This is a genomic window from Rosistilla oblonga (genome assembly GCF_007751715.1).
Lineage (GTDB): Bacteria > Planctomycetota > Planctomycetia > Pirellulales > Pirellulaceae > Rosistilla > Rosistilla oblonga.
Genome location: NZ_CP036292.1, coordinates 6,137,376 through 6,156,137, shown reverse-complemented (window position 1 = coordinate 6,156,137; position 18,762 = coordinate 6,137,376). Strand labels below are relative to the sequence as shown.

The following is an 18,762-nucleotide window of genomic DNA, read 5'->3' as shown; positions in this document are numbered from 1 at the left end:
TGATTTGCCACCGATTGTGCCGACGATATCGATTAATAGCGACACCCCCTGTGGGGTTGTGTTGGCGATCGATACGCCGAACGGGTAGCAATGTAATGAACCAATTGTTTCAAATCACACGACTGCTGATCATCGCGCTGTTGATCGGTCGATCGGCAGCGCTTGCCGATCCGCCGGTGCGCGTTGCCCAGCACAAGGTTTCGGCGGCGCCGTTCCAACAGGTTCGCCAACAGCGTCAGGCGGCGGCCGACGCCGTCCGTTCGGTCGGATTTCAGCGGGTTTGGATTCAGTGGGAGAGCGATCAGCCGCAGCGCGTTACCGGTAAGTTCGCGCTGCGCGGAAGTGAGATCTTGAATTTCACGCGTCTGGGTACCGCCGGTGACGAGGTCGCGTCGGTCCAGCAGGCCGGCGACGAGATCGATATCTTTGCCGCTGCGGCGCATACCCGCGGCGGGTTCGTGTTCGAATCCGATCTGACCGCCGAGACGACGCTGTTGTTTGGATTGCAAGGCGACCAGGCGGCTGAAGATGCTGCCGAGACGCAGCGGATCGCGCTGGCGTCGCTCGGCGAGCAGCCGTTGATCATCGAACTGCCCGGTGCGCTGCGCGTTAGCGCCCATGTCGAACCGGTCCCAACGAAGCTGATCTATCCACGCAACCACCTGATCTTCCAGCCGGGAGAGATGTTCCAGTTCGAGGCGTTGTTGGACGAAGTGCCGACTCGCGCCAATGCGCAGATGCGTTTCACCGCGAAGCTCACGCCTGCCCGCGGTGGCGAATCGCTGTCGGAGGTCGTTCAGGAAATCACGACCGACGCGTTGGGACAGTTCCAGGATTTGCGAGAATTTGCGATCCCACTGCCCGAGACCGAAGGGGCTTACGAGATCGATCTGCAGATCGCGTCGGTCGGTGGATCGCGCGGCGGATCGATCTTGCACAGTCGCCGCCGAGTGCAGTTGCTGGTCCTCGAAGAAGGCAGCCCGCTGACCGAAGTCGTCGACGCGACGACGTGGGAGCTGTTGCAAGAGGTTGATCTGGAACAACTGGCTGCCGTCGACAACTCGACGCGCAAATCCGACGCCGACCGTGGCGGGCGTCACGCGACGACTCGCGCCGTACGGATCGAAGGTGCTGACGCCGGGAAGCCTCACATTCTCGAACTCGTCTGTCAGGGGAGCGAGCCGGCGGAATATCAGGTGTCGGTTTTGCAAGTTGATGCGGGCGACGCCAATACGATGGTCGAATCCGTTTTTCGGATCGATGAACGGTCGGGGAAAGTCACAAACCACCAGTTGGTCTTCTGGCCGGGAGCTGGCGAAGTCGGCATCGAGGTGACGCGGCGAAGCGATTCGTCGCAGGCGTCGGCAACGCAAATGAAAGTCTACGCGGGGCCCGAGACGCTGCCGGCGGTCAATTCGCGAGGCGTCAGCGGACAGCGCGTCGTAGCGGCGTTCCTCGATTCGCCCGAGATGGGGCTGCGATTCGGCGCGACGCAGGTGCAAACGCCCGCGGCTGCCGATCTGAAAGACTGGCAATATTATCTGGATTCGACCGCTCGTCAGGCTCAACTGCTGAACAACGCCGGCTATTCCGCGGCGATGATCACGGTGGCCGGTGGCGGCGGATCGATCTATCCGAGCAATTGGATCGAGCCGTCGGTGCTGTTCGACAATGGCGAGCAATTCCCCGATGGCGGAGGTTCGCCGCGGAAGGACGTGCTGGAATTGTTGTTCCAGATGTACGATCGCCACCAGATGGTCTTGATCCCAACGGTCCGGTTCGATTTCCCGTTGGCTGGGCTGGAGGCGCAGATCCTCGCCGGCGATCACAGCCTGCGACTCCGCAACGACCAGCACGAAACATGGTGGGAGGCGAGTCCGACGTCGCCGCCACAGGGACCTTATTACAACCCTGCCCATCCCGATGTCCAAGCGGCGATTCGGCAGATCGTGCAGGAATTGGTCGACGGGTACTCGCGGCATCCGTCGTTTGGCGGCGTCGCCGTTGTGATCGACGAACAGACCTACCTTCAGTTTCCCGGCGAGCGATGGGGCTGCGATCCGGCGGCTCACGACCGGGCTGTCGCATTGCAGAAGCCGGAGCAACGCGATGCAAAAGCCGACTCGCTTTCGGACGAAGAGCTGCGCAGTTGGCGCGACGTGCAATTGGGATTGCTGTTGGCTGGCTTGGGAGAATCGTTGGCTGCGAACAAATCGAACCACAGGCTGTTTGTGATCGATCGGACCGGCCAGCCGACCGCGGCTCATCGCGAACTGCGACAGGCGTTTACCGATTCGCAAACCAAGCTGCCGGGAGTCGTTTGGATCGGCGATTCGGAAGCGGGTGCTGGTTCAACACGGCAAGCTGGCGGCGACGTGGTCGATGAAGAGGAACAGCTGTTGCAGCCTGTGCGGTTAGCCAAACAGGTCGGCTTGTTGCTGTCGCCCGAGCAACCGGTGCAGATTGTCGGCGCCGCGGGCCGATCGGATTGGATTCGGCAGTTCGCGGCAAGCGATGCCGATTGGGTCGTTCATCCGCTGCCCGATCTCAGCCTGGGGCAGATCGAAGCCCGCCGGAACCTGTTCACAGCGATCGGAGCTCTGCCCAGCGGCCGCTTCGAGCCCGCCGACAGTTCCAAGACCGACGATCCGACGGTGATGGTGCGGACCGCTGCATCGACTGTCGCTCGCTACGGCTACGTCGTCAACAACTCCGCCTGGTCGACCGACGTGTTGATCGAGTTCGATGATCTCGATGGCGCCGAGGTGCAGACGGCGTCGGACGCCACGACCGCGGCGCTGGATGTAAACACCTGGCAGGTTCGCGTCGCTCCTTTCGACATCGTATCGTTCCGCGTGCCGAAGGCGGATGTTCAGATTCGCGATTGGAGCATGCAGCGCGATCGCGTCGCTTCGAAGCAGATGCGTCAGTGGCTCGCGACGCTGAAGCGACATCTCGATGCTGCCAAGAACCTTCAGCTGGAAGAAGCGTCGTTGCTGCCCAACGCCGATCTGTCCGAAAGCGACTCCAACGGACAGGTTGTCGGTTGGGAATTGGCTCGCGGTGCGGGGATGCGATTGCGGTTGGAGAACGACGATTCGCAGTCGGACAAATCGCTGCTGATTCTGACCGAACCGCCGTTGGGCTGGCCTACGCCGCCGATCGGATGGGCGCGATCGAAGCCTTTTGCTGCTCCCGAATCGGGACGGATGTTGTGCATCGCCCGCGTCCGAGCGGAAGACGATTTTGCCACGACGCGGTTGAAGATGGTGGTCTCGGGACAGATTGGTGAGCAGACGTATCAAGAATCGATTTGGATCGATAGCTCGGTCCCCAAAAGCGTTCGCGACGAACACGATATCCCGACCGATACGCCCTACCGCCAGGCGGGATTCCAGATCTTGGAGATCCCAACCGAGCGCGAGAGCAGTCTGCAGGTCCGCTTCGAAGTTCATGGTGGCGGGCGAGTTTGGGTCGACCATGTCACCATCTACGATCGCTTTTTGACGAGCGAGGAGATCGCCGATTTGGAGAGTCGACACGACGTGGCGCTGGCGGGAGTCGAGTCGAGCGAGTTTGGTCCGTATCTTCAGTTGAAGCGGTCGCAAGAATCCGACAGGCTGCTAAATCAGACGCCGGTGGTGCTCGCCAAAACGGAGCTGCCCGCAGGGGAAGCGTCCAGCGGTGCGACCGCGTCGATCAGCGACGCCGGTCGGTCGCCGGCAACGATGCCGCCGGGAGAAGTCGCCGATGCGTCCTCGCAGGTCCCACAACTCGATCGCGTTCCGCCGGGCGGTTCCTCGCGTCGGACCAATGCGATCGCGGCAACTCGCAAAACCAAAGCGTCTTCGCAAAGTCAGGCCCGCCGTGCATCGGCGCTCGCGATCTTGGACGACCTCGAACTAGGGATGATCGGATCGGAGCCGACCGCGGCACCGACGCGGCCGCAGCTCTTTAAGCCAGCGAAGGCGGTCGCGCCGTCGAAGCAGAGCGAGAGCCGCGATCAGGCGAGCGATGGCAAGCCGGAAGCCAAGCCGAGCTTGGGACGGCGAATCGTCAACTGGTTCCGCGGCGATAGCGACCGCGACAAGCCGCAGCCGAGTCCGCAGAAGGATCGCGAAACGGACGGCGAAACGACCGAGAGAGTCTCCGGGTTCCAGATCTGGAACAGCCGGAAGCGTTAGACCGCCGCCGAGCGTCAGCGGCAAGCCGACGCTCAAGCGAATCGACGCTCGCCGTTAGCGTCGGTCGCGCAGATGGCGACTGTGGCGCTCGAGCACCTTCCGTTCGGCGTTGGTCAAACTCCCTTCGCCATGCTCGTGGATCTTCTGCAGAATCCGCTCCGCCTCCTCCGCATCGCGTCGCTCCTGCCGCGACTGACGATCGGGATCGTGCAATTTCAATCGCGTGCTCGGGCGGGTTAGCTTCGACAGCCCCGCCGGCGAGATCGAGGCGAGGTTCCAGTGGAAATAATAGTAGGCGCTGGCAAAAGCGATGCCGACCAAGTGGACGTCGAAGGCTGTCGTTGCCGACCCCATGCCAAACAGGTTGCCCGCGATCATCAGCACGCCGACGATCCAGGCTTTCACCGGCAGGACCATCATCAGATAGATCTCGGTCTGCGGGTACCAAAAGATGAACAGCATCGTGACCGCGATAACGCCGCCGGAGGCACCGATCACGCCGGGAGCAAGGGAGTCGGTCAGGTTAGCTCGCAGCGACCAGGCGATTCCGCCAAGGATGATCGCGACCAGATAGAACCGCAGGAATTCGATTTTCCCCAGCCGCTGTTCGACGATCCGCCCGAAGAAGAACAGCCCGATCATGTTGAACAGGATGTGGTTCATGTTGCCGTGGGCAAACCCGTAGGTCACAAACTGCCACCACAGCCACGGTTTGACGATCGTCTGCGGCGTGACCTCCATCGCCGTTCGCAGCGCGAAGCCTTCGCCGCCGAAGATGAAGTCGGCGAAAAATACCGCGACATTGATGACGATCAACACGATCACAAACGACTGTGACGCCAGCGAGGGAGGCAGGTGTGAGCGTTCTTCGTCCTGGTAATACGGTCGATCGTATAGACCCATTGCGTGGGGATCCTTGAGGGGCGGTCAGGAAAGAGATTCTGTCCACTGAGTGTATCGCAAGGCGATGCCACCTCAAGTAGCGTCTGTACCCAATGGTTCAGGCGAACAGCGGCAGCGGGCGGCCATCGCAGGCCGTCAGCGGTCGCCCCAACGTGTCGTAGAGCGTGAAGTGATCGGAAATTCCCAGCGAATGAAAGATCGTCGCATGCAGATCCGCTGGCCCGCAAGGCTGATCCAGCGGTTCGGCTCCATTCCTGTCGCTCTTGCCGTAGACCAAGCCTCCCGCGATGCCGGCGCCAGCAAATGCGACCGAATAGACGTTCGGGTAGTGGTCGCGGCCGCCGCCGGGATTGACCCGCGGCGTGCGGCCAAATTCGGTCAACCAGACGACTAGCGTTTCATCCAATCGCCCGCTGGCGGACAGGTCGTCCAGCAGCGCCGCCGAAGCTTGATCCCAAGGCGGAATCATTTGATTTTTGAGTCGGTTGAAGCCATCGCCGTGCGTGTCCCAATGGGCTCCAACGCTGCCGTTGAGATCGCCCGCGCTGCAGTAGACGGTCACCAGCGGGACTCCCGCCTCAGTCAGCTTCCTCGCCGTCAGAACGCTCTGTCCGCAGACGTGCATTCCGTAGCGTTCGCGAACCGCCGCGGGTTCGCTGTTCAGATCGAACGTTCGCTGCACCCGTTCGCTCAGCAGCATGTCGAGCGCTTGAGTCTGATGCCGGGCCATCCCCTGCATCCCTTCGTTCGTCCGCACGTCGCGGCTGGCATCGATCTGCGACAGTAGTTTTCGGCGGGCCGACAAGCGCTCGCGGTCGAGCCCTTCGACGAGTTCCAAGTCGATGTGGCCGGAACTAGGGCTGACTCCGTCGTACGGTTTCCCTTCGCGCGGCTTGATGATCATCGGGTCGCGATGCATGCCCAAGAAGCCGCCGTCCTGACCGTTGGCGCGGCCGCCATCGTACATCGAGTAGGGCAAACAGACGGCGCCGGAGAGTCCATCGGCGGAGAGCCGCTGCTGCAGATCGCTGCCATGTTGATTGAGTTTGGCGTCCCAGACCATCGATCCAATGCAGGGCCAATCGTCGCGCGACGCTTCCCAGTTTCCGCTCAGGTTCGGTGGCTCATGCCCTGTCAGGTTCCAGTAGGCTCCCGAACGATGCGACGGCGCGTTGTGATGCACGCTGCGAACGATCGCCATCCGGTGCGTCTGTTGAGCAATTTTTGGCAGGTGTTCGGAAACGTAGTAGCCCGGCGTGCGAGTCGCGATCGGATGGAAGATGCTGCGGATGTCCGACGACGCGTCGGGCTTCACGTCCAACGTATCGATGTGGCTCATCCCGCCCCACGCGAACAGCACGATACACGATTTCGCCCGGCCAAACGCGTTGGTGGTTCCTGTTGTTGGATGCGCTTGTTCGGTTTTCGTGGCGGCCGCTGCCGATCGGATCTGCAACAGGCTCGACGCAGAGAGTCCGGCGGCTCCGAAGCGGAGCAGTTGGCGACGCGATAGCCGATTGCTACGGTGAGGGTGGGAAGGCAACATCGTGGACATGCTCCCGCTGTAACGGAATGGCGAGGGGGCTGTACTATTTGGGGGGATGTTCATCGTAGCCGTTCCCGAGGCGCGACGCTACATTAGACGCCCGTAATCCGATGGGCAGCGCGATATAGGTATCAGCCGCCACGCGTTAGCGTCCGGTTGCCGTGAGGACCGGACGCTAACGCTTGGCGGCTGATTTGTGCGGATGTAAACACTGAATAGCCCCTGCCCGCTTAGCAACGATTGAGATACCGCGATGAAATTACTTCTATTCAGCGATCTGCACCGCGATCGCGACGCCGCCACCGCGTTGGTCGAACTGGCCAAAGACGCCGACGTAATGATCGGCGCGGGAGACTTTGCTATCAAACGCAAAGGATTAGCCGACACGATCGAGATCCTGCGGACCGCCGACTGTCCCGCGATCTTGGTGCCGGGAAACGGCGAATCGGTCGAAGAGTTGACGCAGGCGTGTCGCGATTGGCCGCAGGCCCACGTTTTGCATGGCACCGCCGCGAGCGTAGCCGGAGTCTCGTTCTTCGGTATCGGCGGCGGGATCCCAACGACTCCCTTCGGCGATTGGAGCTACGACTTCAGCGAAGAAGAGGCGGCTGAGCTGCTGCGACCGATGGCGGAACAGGACGTCTTGGTGACGCATTCGCCGCCGTGGAACTGCGTCGATATCGACGGTTCGGGAACGCACCGCGGCAGCCCCACGATCCGCCAAGCGATCGAAGCGAACAAGCCGCGGTTGGTTGTTTGCGGGCATGTGCACGACAGTTGGGAACAGACCGATCGCGTCGGCGATTCGGTCGTGATCAACGCTGGCCCGCGAGGCGTTTGGCATACGATCGATTAAGCCAACGAACAGCCGTTTTCGGCTGCCCGCTGGCTAGCTAATTCGAAGGTCCGTCGCCGCTCTATTGGATCGTCACCAATCCGCGGCTGTTGCCTCGCTTGACGACCAACTGCAACGGTCGGCCGACCTGCTCGGCTTGAGCGATCATCTGTTTCAGTTGATCGATGCTGCCGATCGGTTGGCCGTTGGCACGCAGGATCACATCGCCCGCGTCGAGTCCAGCGGCTGACGCGACGCTATCCTCGGTGACGTTGGTGACCAGTAAACCAGTTGTGCTTCGCATTCCCAGTTGCTGCGCTGTCTCTTCGGTCAGCGGTTCCAAGTCGGCTCCCCAAAGTTCGCCGGCGGGATTAAACCGCGCCAGCGCAGCGTTGGTTCGTTCGCCCAACACGATCGTCAGCATGACCGGTTCGGCGTTGCGGATGACTTTGAACTTTAAGGTTCCGTTGGGAGGCGTTAACGCGACGATGTTCCGCAGTTGCAACAGGTCGCGAATCTCGCGGCCGTTGACTTCGACGACCACGTCGCCAGGTTGCAAGCCGCCGAGGTGAGCCGGTTGGCCCTCGAGCACTTGGTCGATGTAGGCGCCCTCCATGTTGGGCAGCCCCAGTTGTTGCATCCGCTGTTCATCGATCGGTCCCAGTTTGGCACCGAGGAATCCGCGGCGAACCGACCCCGATTCGATCAAACTGTCGACGATCGGACCGGCCAGCGAGGTGGGGATCGTAAACCCGATCCCGTTGTATCCGCCGCTCCGCGACGCGATCGCTGTGTTGATGCCGATCACCTCGCCACGCAGATTGACCAGCGGGCCGCCGCTGTTGCCTGGGTTGATCGCCGCGTCGGTCTGCAGGAAATCTTCAAAGCCTTCGCCCTGACCAACGATTCCCTGGACGCGGTTCTTGGCGCTGATGATGCCAGCGGTGACGGTTTGGTCCAGACCGAAGGGGCTGCCCATCGCCAACACCCAATCGCCAACCTGCATCGCATCGGAATCGCCCAGCGGCGCCGGTTCGAGGTTGGGGGCATCGATCTTGATCACCGCCAGGTCGGTTTGCGGATCGGTGCCGACGATGGTGGCTTCGATTCGGCGGCGGTCCGAGAGTTCGACCTCCAACGCATCAGCCCCTTCGACGACGTGGTTGTTGGTCAGGATGTAGCCGTCGGCGCGAATGATCACTCCGCTGCCGACTCCCGACTTTTGTGGCTGAGTCGATCCGCTGTCACCAAATCCGTTGCCAAACAGTTGGTCGCGGATCTCTGGCGGCAAGCCTTCCAAGATTCCGTCGGGGATCCCGCGTGTGCCGCCGCGGACGACGCGAGCCTTCTGCATCGAATTGATGCTGACGACGCTTGGCCGCATCGAATTTGCGACCTGGCGAAAAGTGGTGGAGAGGTCGTTTGCCGTCTGCAAATTTTGCGGATTGATGTCGCGTTGAGCCAATACGTTGGACTGCAAGCCCGATGGCAAGCTCAACAACACACCGCTCAACAGCGTCCCGACCAACAGGCTGCCCAGTATAAAAGACACACCCTTCCACATTCTTTCCATCGGATGTTACTCCTCATTCGTTTGTAGAATTGTAAACCCCGTGTCGTTTTTACATGAGATTCTGCCAAATCTGCAACGTCACAGCGAACAGAGCCAGGTTATGCAAATCCCAGGCCAATAGCGGTCAGCGGCGCGGCAAGTCGCCGCGGGGCAATGACTTGCGATTTGCATCGGCGGGGGTGGTTACTGTCGCCGCTGCGATCGGTCACCAGTCCATGATAGAGCGCTCGGCGAGGCGAGTGTTAGCCAGTGCCGGGGGGGCGGGATTGCGGCAACGCTAACGCGGCCGAAAAGAGCTCCCACCGAGAGCGGCGAGATTTCGAGCGCGCGGCGGAAGAAGATGGCCAGCGCGCGATAGAGTGAATTTGCCGAGAGCGGGCTAGCTGTTGCTGCGCGCCGCAAGCGTCTCTTTCAGAGCGCTGATCGGGATCGGAATCCCCTTGATGATCCCTTCGACAGCCAAGCCGCCGCGAACGACTCCTTGGAAGCGAGCGACGATCATCCGGCCGCGGCGAATGCGTGTTAGTTCGCACATCAGCACCAGGCGGTCGCCGGGGAGGACGGGGTCGCGGAAGCGGACTTCATCGACGCCACCGAAACCGACCATGTCGGCTCCCAGCAGATCGTGCTTCTGGGTGAAGTAGCTGCACAATTGAGCGGCGGCTTCGAGCATCACGACGCCCGGCATCAGCGGCATGCCAGGCATGTGGCCGCGAACCCAGAATTCGTCTTGCGAGAGATCCTTGTAGGCGGCGCAAGCATTTCGCTGCATGTCTTCCCCCACGATTGCTGTCAATTGCAGCATCTCGTGGCGTTGGGGATTGACCTTGCAGATTTCGTCGAGATCGCCAATCGGTGCGTCAAAATCGAGATCGTCCAGATTGAAAATGAGATCTTTGGCAGCCAAAGGATTTACGCTTTTCGAAAGAGTTTGGCGAACGGGCGAGCTGGAGAACCTACGGGCGACGGCTAGCGATTAGGTACGCAGTTTTTTGCGTTTCGCTTTGCGAGCCTTTGCGTTGGCGGGACGCTTGCCGTGGTTCGCTTTCTTCAGTTTTCGGTGCGGTTTTGCCATGATTTAATTCGTTTCAAAGTGAGTTGTGATCGGAATATCGTCGCGTGCGAGCGCCCTGCGGCTCAGCAGATCATATTTATAAGCCTCGCAGAATATCAAAAAATGGGCTCGCCCGAAAGCCTAGACTCCCCTGCTGGCCCGTTTTCAATCCGCTCAATCTCCTACATCGGCAACTGGAGACAGTTCCCTGACCTTTCCCCGCCGCTAAGATTTGCTGTAGTCTAAAAAAATAGAACGGACCCAATACGAAGAGGCTCGAATTGCGAAGCGTCTTCCCCCCTCCCCCTCCACTTCCCGCCTGCTGATGCAACCTTTTGACTTCCAGCTGCGCCCTCGGATCGTCTTTGGCGCTGGTGTGATCGAGCAACTTGGCCCCCTCGCCGTCGAACTTGGCGCCAGGACCGTGTTGGTGGTTTCCGACCCCGGCGTCGTCAAAGCGGGGCACTTCGGTACCGGCCTGCTGTCGCTGGAAGCCGCTGGGCTGGTGGTCCATTCCTTCCACGACTTCACCGAAAATCCGACGACCGACTTTATCGACGCGGGAGTCGAAGTCGCTCGGCGAGTCAAACCCGACCTGATCGTGGGGCTCGGCGGCGGCAGTTCGATGGACTGTGCCAAAGGAATCAACTTCGTCTACAGCTGTGGCGGCGAGATCAAAGATTATTGGGGCGTTGGCAAAGCGACAGCCGACATGCTGCCGATGATCGCCGTCCCGACCACTTCGGGGACCGGCAGCGAGGCGCAGTCGTTTGCGTTGATCAGCGATGCGAAGACCCATGTGAAAATGGCCTGCGGCGATCCGCGAGCCGCCTGTGCGGTGGCGTTGTTGGATCCGGCGCTCACGCTCACGCAGCCCTACGCTGTCACGGCGCTGACCGGAATCGACGCTCTGTCGCACGCGCTGGAGACCCATGTCACGACGCGGCGCAACGCCGTCTCTTCGACTTTCAGCCGCCAAGCCTTCCGCATGATCGCCGGCAATCTGGCGCGAGTCTTGGAAGTCGGCGACGACCTCGAAGCCCGCGGCGAGATGCAGTTCGGTGCCTGTCTGGCCGGAATCGCGATCGAAACCTCGATGCTTGGCGCGGCTCACGCCACCGCAAATCCGCTGACCGCGCGCTTTGGCATCACGCATGGCCAAGCCGTCGGCTTGATGTTGCCCCACGTCGTCCTTTTTAACGGCCGCGACTATCCCGAACTCTATGCGGAACTGCTGGCGGAAATCGATCCCGGCGAGAGCCAGCACGATGCGCCGCTGCAGATTGCCCAGCGGGTGACCGAACTGGTTGGCAAGGCGGGACTCAAGACAAAGCTCAGCGAATTGGAGATCCCACGCGAAGCCCTGCCTCAGCTGGCCGAAGATGCCACCCAGCAGTGGACCGGCACGTTTAATCCGATTCCAGTGAACGCCGAGAACCTGCTGGCGCTCTATCAGGCGGCGTATTAGCCGTCGGGTGTTACTCGCTCGTCTCGACAGCGATCTCCGTGTCGTCGGTCTCAGCTAGCTCTTTCGATCGCCGCGCCATCTGCTGCAACACCTCTTGGTCGCCGCTTGCCGAATAGAATCGCACGCGGCCGCTCCCCAGCAGCAGGTTGACGCCCCCCGGGTGCCGGCTCGCCAGCCCGCCGACCCACAGTCGGTTCGGTTCGCCGTTGGCATCGGTCGGGATCGAGTCGATGTGCGAACCATCCCCCAGCGGATGGCCGACGTTGCGGATCGTCGCTCGCGTACCGCTCATCCAGCCCAGGTCTTCGGCGGGATCGCTCAACTTCTCACCGACAAACAGCGTGTATTCCAGCCCGCCGTCGATCTCTTCTGGCATCACGCCTCGATTCAAGAAAAGCATCCCGTCGTTCTGTTCGTCGATCGGTACTTCCTGCGAGGCGTAGATGCCCGCATAGTTGCTGGTCGTTGGCAGCGAGGTGCTGGCGTCCGAGGGGCAGCGGACGATTGCCAAGGGAGTCTCGCGCGGCGCGGCGTTGGCGGCGGCATAGACGCTGGCGTCGGGATCGATCTGATCGGCGAGCGTCTGTTGGTCCAAGTCGGCCAGCAACGCGATGATCCAGTTTTGATGAAAGCCCTCGGCGACGTTTTGAATTGGCGACTGCGAATCGATCGTGCCGGCGGGATAGTGTTCGTTGGTCAGTTGGTATTCCGCCATCGCCACGCCGATTTGAGTCAGGCGGTACTCGCAGGTCATCCGCCGCGAGTTCTCGCGCATCGACAGCAGCATCGGCAGAGCCAAGGTCAGCAGAATGGCTGCGGCGACGATCACCACCAGCACCTCGGTAAGGGTGAATCCGTGTCGTGGGGAAAACCGTTTCATATCAATCCTTCGACTTCGCTTTGCGTGGAGAGTCACTGGGGGGCGTGTGGAGTAAAACTGGGCGAGATGTTGGAGCCGAAGGTGCGTCGGCGGCTAAGTGTCTCTTCGGCGAACAGGAACCGCGGAGTTGTCGGCGCATTTTTTTCGAGCGATTGACGCGCTCGATGGCGGCGGCTTGCAGAATAATCGGCGAATTCACAACTCGGCGCGCCAGTTCGCTTTGCGGCAGCGTAAAATTGGAACTGACATAACGCTAGCCGCGGCGATTCGATTTCGCCTGCAGAGCTTACTTTAAAACAGAAACACTTTTCAGCAAACCGACTCTCGAGGGGAAAACAATGTTCAAACGGCTCTTATTATTATGCGCGGCCGTTGCAATTCTGTCGGCCAGTTCAACCGCGATGGCTCGCTATCCCTACCGCATGGGATACCGCGGCTATTATGCACCGGCGCCGGTTGTCCGCGCCTATCGACCCGCGTACACCTACAGCTATCGTGCGCCGTATACGAGCTACTATGCTCCCCGCGCCAGCTACTACGTCGCGCCACCCGTCCGACGCTACTACGCACCCCCTGCCGTCTACGCTCCGGTCCCTGTATACGCACCGTATGGCGGCGTATCGGTCCGTAGTCCTGGCATGTCGCTGCGGATTGGATTCTAGGTTTATCGCCTGGAATTCGTAGCTGCTTCGGGCGGCCACCATTTCATCGACGCTGCAAATGCTGATATCGGCTTTGCAGCGTTTTTTATTGGTTGGTCGAATCGTTAGGGCGGCGAGTCGATCGTGCGCCGATCGGGGTTGTTCCCCCCGGGGTAGATTCTGTAATACGCAGCATCAAGGAGATCTCTTATGCTGCGGACACTTTGCGTCACCATTCTATCGACGACAGTTTCGATCCTCACCTCGGCTGCCTTTGCCGCCGGTCCGGTCGATGAACCCTACACCGTGTATGTCAGCGAAGCTGGCAGCTACGCCCGCTGCGGACCATCGGGCGAGCACTATCGAACCGATCGGTTGATCGAGGGCGAAGCGCTGGAGGTTTATCTGGAAACCGACGACGGTTGGCTGGGGATCCGGCCACCGGAGACGAGTTTCTGCTGGGTGCCAGCGGACCAGGTGGAGATCGATGCCGATGGGACGACGGGAACGATCCTCGATCCCGATGCGGTCGCGTGGATCGGCACCAACCTAGGTCGAGCTCGCAAGTATCGCTGGCAGGTCCAGTTCCAAGTCGGCGAAACCGTTGCGTTGATCGGGAATACCAGCCGCGAGACCGAATCGGGCGAGCAGGAATCGTGGCTGCGGATCGTCCCGCCACCGGGAGAGTTCCGTTGGGTTCACGACAGTCAGATCGTTAAGAGCCGCGAGGCGATGGCGAAATTGCAGAGCGAACGAAAGAACATGTTGCTCGCCGGCGCGGTTCCCACAGCGGAGCGAGCGAGCGACGAACCAGCCGATTCGGCAAATGATGTCGATGCCCCGCCAGCTCCGTTTGATATGGAAGCCGCTCAGCGCGAAGTCGTCGAGGCGGGAGGGAGCGTGATCGGGGACGCGGAAATCGCTCAGGTGAGTCATGTCGAAGTCGAGCCACGCGGATCGTTTCGCAGTCGGATGAGTGTTGCCAACGACATCCGCGTCCGCGACATGGCAGATCAAGATTCACAGGTCGAACAAGTCGAAGCGACCGATTCTTCGTGGACGCAGGCCTATCGATCGGCTCCGCCGCGCGAGCGGACTGCCAGCCAGAACCTGCCAGCTTCGGCAGCGTTCCCGGGCGATCGAACCGGAGCCGGTTCGGGGCAGTTGCAGCAGATGCAGATGGAGTTGGCTCGCTTGATGGCGTCGGAAGCTTCGCCGCGGCAAGCCGAAGCGTTGCGTTCGGATGTCGAACTGTTGATCCAAACCTCGACCGACCCCGTCGATCGCGGCCGCGCTCGATTGCTGATCGATCGGATCGACCAGTATCGTGAGATCGCTAGTCGCCGCAGTGGACAACCGATGGGATTGTCGACACCCGCACCAGCGGCGCCCGCTGCCGCACCAACCACTACGTCGCCACGTGTCGCATCGGCGCCGCGGTACGATCGGGAGGGCTGGTTAGTCGAAGTTTATTCTTCGCGACCCGAAGCACCACCCTTTGCGCTGACCGATCGCGATGGCCAGACGATCGCCTACTTGTCCCCAGCGGTTGGAATCAACGCCCGGCGAATGCTCAACCAACAGGTCGGGATCGTCGGTCGATTGAGCACTCGTTCCGAAGGTGCAACGCCGCACTACATCGCTGAACAGGTAGTCCGTCTGAAACGTTAGACGCTGCTTTCGCAAACGCCAGCAATCGCACGGTCGGTTCCCGAAGGTAGCCGGTCGTTTGAGCGTAGCGAATGCCATCGGGCACCGGGCCGTTGGCCCTTCTTGTTGTGCGTTGTTCGCATTGCCGTTTACCCAGGCCTTCTGCCTGGGCTATGCAAATCGCCGGACCTTCGGTCCTCGTGAGTGCGTTGTTCGCGTTGCCGTTTACCCAGGCCTTCTGCCTGAGCTATGCAAATCGTCGGCCCTTCGGTCCTCTTGAGGCTGATGTCTTAGTCGGCGGCCGACGTAATATTTTGGTTTTCAGGAACCGATTCGATGTTGGCTCGATCGATTGTTTGTATCCTGTTGGTGAGCGGACTGGCCGGCTGCGATGGACGCGTGGCCGGTGTTCCGGTGGAACCTCCTTTGTTGGGTTCTGATTCCGGCAGATCGCTTCGCTCTCCCCACCCCAACACTCTCCCACCCTAAGAGAAATTGCACCATGAAATTCTTGCAGTCAGCCATCGCGATGGCGCTTCTCGTTAACGCGGTTGTCTCAGGCTCGGCGTTTGCCGCTGAACCCGATCCGTGGAACGTCTATCAAGACGGCCTGCCCGACAGTGCCAATGCGTTGCGATTTAATATCGACGCCTGTGTGGAGATCAGCCGCCAGCATGTCGATCCCACGGGAAAGCAGGCTTGGGAAAACGCAAAAGAGCCGCTTGCGAATGAGTTGCGAGATGCGATCGGTTTGTTGCCGTGGCCCGAGAAGACGCCGCTGAACGTTCAGGTGACGGGGCGAGCCGATCGGGATGGCTATACGATCGAGAATCTCGCATTTGAAAGCTTCCCCGGCTTTTATGTGACGGCGAATCTCTATGTTCCAAAAGGTATCGAAGAACCGATGCCGGCAATCGTTGTGACCGCGGGACATGCGATGGAAGAGGGGAAGAATTACGATCTCTATCGCACCGCCCAGCTGGGATTGGTCCGGCAGGGATACGTGGTGTTGGCTTATGATCCGGTTGGCCAAGGGGAGCGAAGGCTGCGGGGCAATGGGCACGCGGTCAGCTACCCTGCGATGCTGGTTGGGCACACCAACCTGCGTTACATGTTGTGGGACAGCATCCGGTCGGTCGACTATTTGGAGACGCGTGCGGATGTTGATCCGAAGCGGATTGGAATCGCGGGGAATTCCGGCGGCGGGCTAAACACGATGTATGCGATGCCGGTCGAGAGTCGGTTTGCTGCGGGGGCGTCGTTCTGTTGTCTGTGTTCTTATGAAGCTTGGATCAAAGACGGGGGCAATCACTGCATCTGCAATCATCTGCCGGGGATCGCTCAGCACATGGAGCAGTTCCAGTTTGTTGGCCTCGCCGCGCCGCGTCCGTTTATGGCGGGCAATGGCCAGAAGGATCCGATTTTCCCGATCGTTGGTACTCGCGATACGATTCGTCGCGCTCAACAGATCTATGGTCTCTACGATTCGGCCGACCAAGTAGCGTTGAGCGAAGCACCGGCTGGTCACGGATGGTCGAAGCCGCTGCGCGAGGCAGGGTATGGCTGGTTCAACCGTTTTCTGCAGGGGCGTGGCGATGGATCTCCCGTTGCCGAACCGGAGATTCCGTTGGAAGACCGAAGTTCAAAGGATCTGTATGTATTTAAAGACGGCAAATTGCCGGCTGATGCGAAGACCTACGTCGATCTGGTGCGTGAAGAAGCCGACCGATTGGTGCAAGGTTATGCTGACGTGCCAAGCGACGCCGACGAATATGCTGCTTGGGCGAAAGACTTGCGCGGCAAGCTCTGGGAGACCTTGGGTGGCAAGCCGGTCGAATTCGAATCGGCTCCAGCGGATCACGGAGCATTTGATTGGGAAGGACGCAGCGTCAAGCGGCTCTCGCTTCGAACCGAACGCGATCTGGAAGTTCCGGCTCTGTTGATCCAGCCCGAAGATGCCCAAGGGCCGTTGCCGTTGGTGATCGTTCTCGACGCCGGTGGCAAGCAGGCCGCGATGAAGTCGGAAACGGTGGGACGTTTGCTCGACCAACCGATCGCCGTTTTGGCGCTCGACGTGCGGTCTCTGGGAGAAGGGAAGGTCAATCCGAATCAGTGTGCCAGCGACGCGATCGTGCTCGGTCGGCCGCTGTTGGCTCAGCAGGCTTGGGATGTGATCGCTGCCGCCCGCACGCTTTCGGGGCAGGAAGAGTTTGGCAAGGTCGCCGTTTACGGTCGCGGAAGTACTGGTTTGATCGCGATGCTCGCCGCCGCCCTTTCCGATGAGATCGATGCCGTGGCGACACAGTGGACGATCGGCAGTTTCGTCGATGCGATCGCCGATCCGCTGCCGCAACCGATGTGGGTTTATGCCCCGAACCTTCTCAAGGTGGCCGATGTTTCTCAGCTGGCTGCACTCTGTGCGCCGCGACCTCTGCTGTTGGCCAATCCCGTCGATGGCAAAAAGAAGTCGCTGTCGGACGCCGACGGCCAGGTGTTGTTCGATCCGGTGTTTGCCGCATATCGCGCGACGGCTGCGGAGTCCGGCGCTCAGCTAGCCACCGGCAAAGAGTCCGATCAGGCGGCGGGCGACTTCTTGATCAAGACGTTGCTGCCGTAGCACGTGTTTGATCCGGCGGTGGAGCGTCGTTGCCTCGGTCTCGCCGCTCCACCGGATGCTCGATGGGCAGGGAGCCCGCTGGCGATGAAACTCGCCAATCGATTTCTTGAAGTTGAGTCGTCGTTCAATGAGAATGGCGACTCCGTTGCGGCAAGCGAAACGTGAGCGACGCTGCAACCGATTTTATAACGCCGTAAAGGAAAGAGACCATGAGATACTGCAAGCTGTTGTTCACGCTGGCGGTTATGTTGGTTGCGAGTTCGAATTCGATTTGGGCTGAGGGCAACGAGGATAGCGACGACGCAAAGCTGCGGATCATCTGTTTTGGAGCGCATCCCGATGATGCGGAATACAAGAGCGGCGGGACGGCGGCGCTGTGGGCCAAACAGGGGCATCACGTCAAACTGGTTTCGGTAACCAATGGCGATATCGGCCATTGGCAGATGGCCGGCGGTGCTCTGGCAAAACGACGCATCGCGGAATCGGCGGAGGTCGCAAAACGGTTGGGAGTGACTTCGCAGGTTCTCGATATCCACGACGGTGAATTGATGCCGACGCTCGAAAATCGTCGCACGATCACGCGCTTGATTCGTGAGTGGGACGCCGACATCGTGATCGCGCATCGGCCCTGGGACTATCATCCCGACCATCGCTACGTCGGTGTCTTGGTACAGGATGCCGCGTTTATGGTCACGGTTCCCTTTTTCTGCCCCGACGTCCCCGCTCTGAAAAAGAACCCGTTGTTTCTTTATTCGAGCGACCGTTTCAAGAAACCCTATCCGTTTGATCCCGATATCGCGGTAGCTATCGATGACGTCTTCGAACAGAAAGTCGACGCGTTGATGGCGTTGGAGTCGCAAACGTTTGAGGGAGGAGCGTTGGGGAACGCCGAAAAAATGGCACTGGTGCCGCCAGCGTCGCAGCCCGAGTTGCGTCGAGAATGGCTGCGCGAACGTTGGGATCAACGGGCCGGTGCGGAGTCGCGTCAGTATCGCCAGGCACTCAATCGCTGGTACGGACCCGAACGGGGCGAGCAGGTTAAATATGCTGAAGCCTTCGAGATCTGCGAGTATGGTTTTCAGCCGTCCAACGAAGAGATTCGCAAGATGTTCCCGTTTTTCGGTACGTCGGATTAGTGGAATCGCGACCACGGTCGATCGATCCCGGATCCCGATGGGACCAAATAAGGTAGCCGGTGGTTTGAGCACAGCGAACACCACCGGGTTCGATCGTCGTAACACGCACGGCCCGCAACGCGGTCGCACGTCGATCGACCGGCGGGCCGTTGGCCCTTCTTGTTGTGTCTGTTCGCCTTGCCGTTTACCCAGGCGTTACGCCTGGGCTATGCAAATTGCCGGACCTTCGGTCCTCATGAGGCCCTGCCTTTTCGCCAACCCTTGGCAACTCCGGC

At 60.4% G+C, this 18,762-nt stretch carries 13 protein-coding genes; 7 read left to right on the top strand and 6 right to left on the bottom strand.

Going from position 1 to position 18,762, the window contains the following annotated elements; genetic code table 11:
- Positions 1-95 precede the first annotated feature (95 nt).
- Positions 96-4,184, top strand: coding sequence for a family 10 glycosylhydrolase (locus tag CA51_RS21880; RefSeq protein WP_145123283.1), 4,089 nt, complete (start codon positions 96-98; stop codon positions 4,182-4,184).
- A 54-nt stretch (positions 4,185-4,238) separates the two neighbouring features.
- Here CA51_RS21880 and CA51_RS21875 read toward each other — a convergent pair whose 3' ends face one another.
- Positions 4,239-5,087, bottom strand: a complete 849-nt coding sequence (locus CA51_RS21875; RefSeq protein WP_145123282.1) for a rhomboid family intramembrane serine protease — start codon at positions 5,085-5,087, stop codon at positions 4,239-4,241.
- Between the two features lie 97 nt (positions 5,088-5,184).
- Complete coding sequence (locus CA51_RS21870; RefSeq protein ID WP_197451386.1) at positions 5,185-6,633, bottom strand: DUF1501 domain-containing protein; 1,449 nt, start codon at positions 6,631-6,633, stop codon at positions 5,185-5,187.
- A gap of 253 nt (positions 6,634-6,886) precedes the next feature.
- On the opposite strand from CA51_RS21870, the gene CA51_RS21865 reads away from it, so the two are divergent.
- Positions 6,887-7,489 (top strand): metallophosphoesterase family protein, encoded by a 603-nt coding sequence (locus CA51_RS21865; protein ID WP_145123280.1) that lies wholly within the window; start codon positions 6,887-6,889, stop codon positions 7,487-7,489.
- A 61-nt stretch (positions 7,490-7,550) separates the two neighbouring features.
- Here the strand turns inward: CA51_RS21865 and CA51_RS21860 are convergent, their stop codons facing one another.
- The 3 genes from CA51_RS21860 to CA51_RS26560 form a co-directional block, all read right to left on the bottom strand.
- On the bottom strand, positions 7,551-9,041 hold the full coding sequence (locus CA51_RS21860; RefSeq protein WP_145123279.1) for a Do family serine endopeptidase: 1,491 nt from the start codon (positions 9,039-9,041) through the stop codon (positions 7,551-7,553).
- A gap of 379 nt (positions 9,042-9,420) precedes the next feature.
- Positions 9,421-9,948 carry a 3-hydroxyacyl-ACP dehydratase FabZ family protein gene (locus tag CA51_RS21855; RefSeq protein WP_231745827.1) on the bottom strand — a complete coding sequence of 176 codons (528 nt, stop codon included), beginning with the start codon at positions 9,946-9,948 and terminating at the stop codon, positions 9,421-9,423.
- Between the two features lie 69 nt (positions 9,949-10,017).
- Entirely contained in the window at positions 10,018-10,116 is a 99-nt protein-coding gene (locus CA51_RS26560; protein ID WP_391556736.1) for a 50S ribosomal protein bL37, read from the bottom strand.
- A gap of 304 nt (positions 10,117-10,420) precedes the next feature.
- Here CA51_RS26560 and CA51_RS21850 point away from each other — a divergent pair, with 304 nt between their 5' ends.
- Positions 10,421-11,563 (top strand): iron-containing alcohol dehydrogenase, encoded by a 1,143-nt coding sequence (locus CA51_RS21850; protein ID WP_145123278.1) that lies wholly within the window; start codon positions 10,421-10,423, stop codon positions 11,561-11,563.
- Between the two features lie 10 nt (positions 11,564-11,573).
- Here the strand turns inward: CA51_RS21850 and CA51_RS21845 are convergent, their stop codons facing one another.
- A complete protein-coding gene (locus CA51_RS21845) occupies positions 11,574-12,443 on the bottom strand; it encodes a DUF1559 family PulG-like putative transporter (RefSeq protein ID WP_145124294.1) in 870 nt (289 codons plus the stop codon).
- 338 nt (positions 12,444-12,781) lie between these two features.
- On the opposite strand from CA51_RS21845, the gene CA51_RS21840 reads away from it, so the two are divergent.
- The 4 genes from CA51_RS21840 to CA51_RS21825 all read left to right on the top strand — a co-directional run bounded on the left by CA51_RS21840 (position 12,782) and on the right by CA51_RS21825 (position 18,487).
- The gene (locus CA51_RS21840; RefSeq protein WP_145123277.1) at positions 12,782-13,105 is read left to right on the top strand and encodes a hypothetical protein; all 324 of its coding nucleotides are present in this window, start codon (positions 12,782-12,784) and stop codon (positions 13,103-13,105) included.
- Positions 13,106-13,294: 189 nt separating this feature from the next.
- Positions 13,295-14,755, top strand: coding sequence for a hypothetical protein (locus CA51_RS21835; RefSeq protein WP_145123276.1), 1,461 nt, complete (start codon positions 13,295-13,297; stop codon positions 14,753-14,755).
- A gap of 481 nt (positions 14,756-15,236) precedes the next feature.
- A complete protein-coding gene (locus CA51_RS21830) occupies positions 15,237-17,351 on the top strand; it encodes an alpha/beta hydrolase family protein (RefSeq protein ID WP_197451385.1) in 2,115 nt (704 codons plus the stop codon).
- A gap of 209 nt (positions 17,352-17,560) precedes the next feature.
- Positions 17,561-18,487: a PIG-L deacetylase family protein gene (locus CA51_RS21825; protein WP_145123274.1), complete on the top strand. Its 927-nt coding sequence runs from the start codon at positions 17,561-17,563 to the stop codon at positions 18,485-18,487.
- Positions 18,488-18,762: the final 275 nt, after the last annotated feature.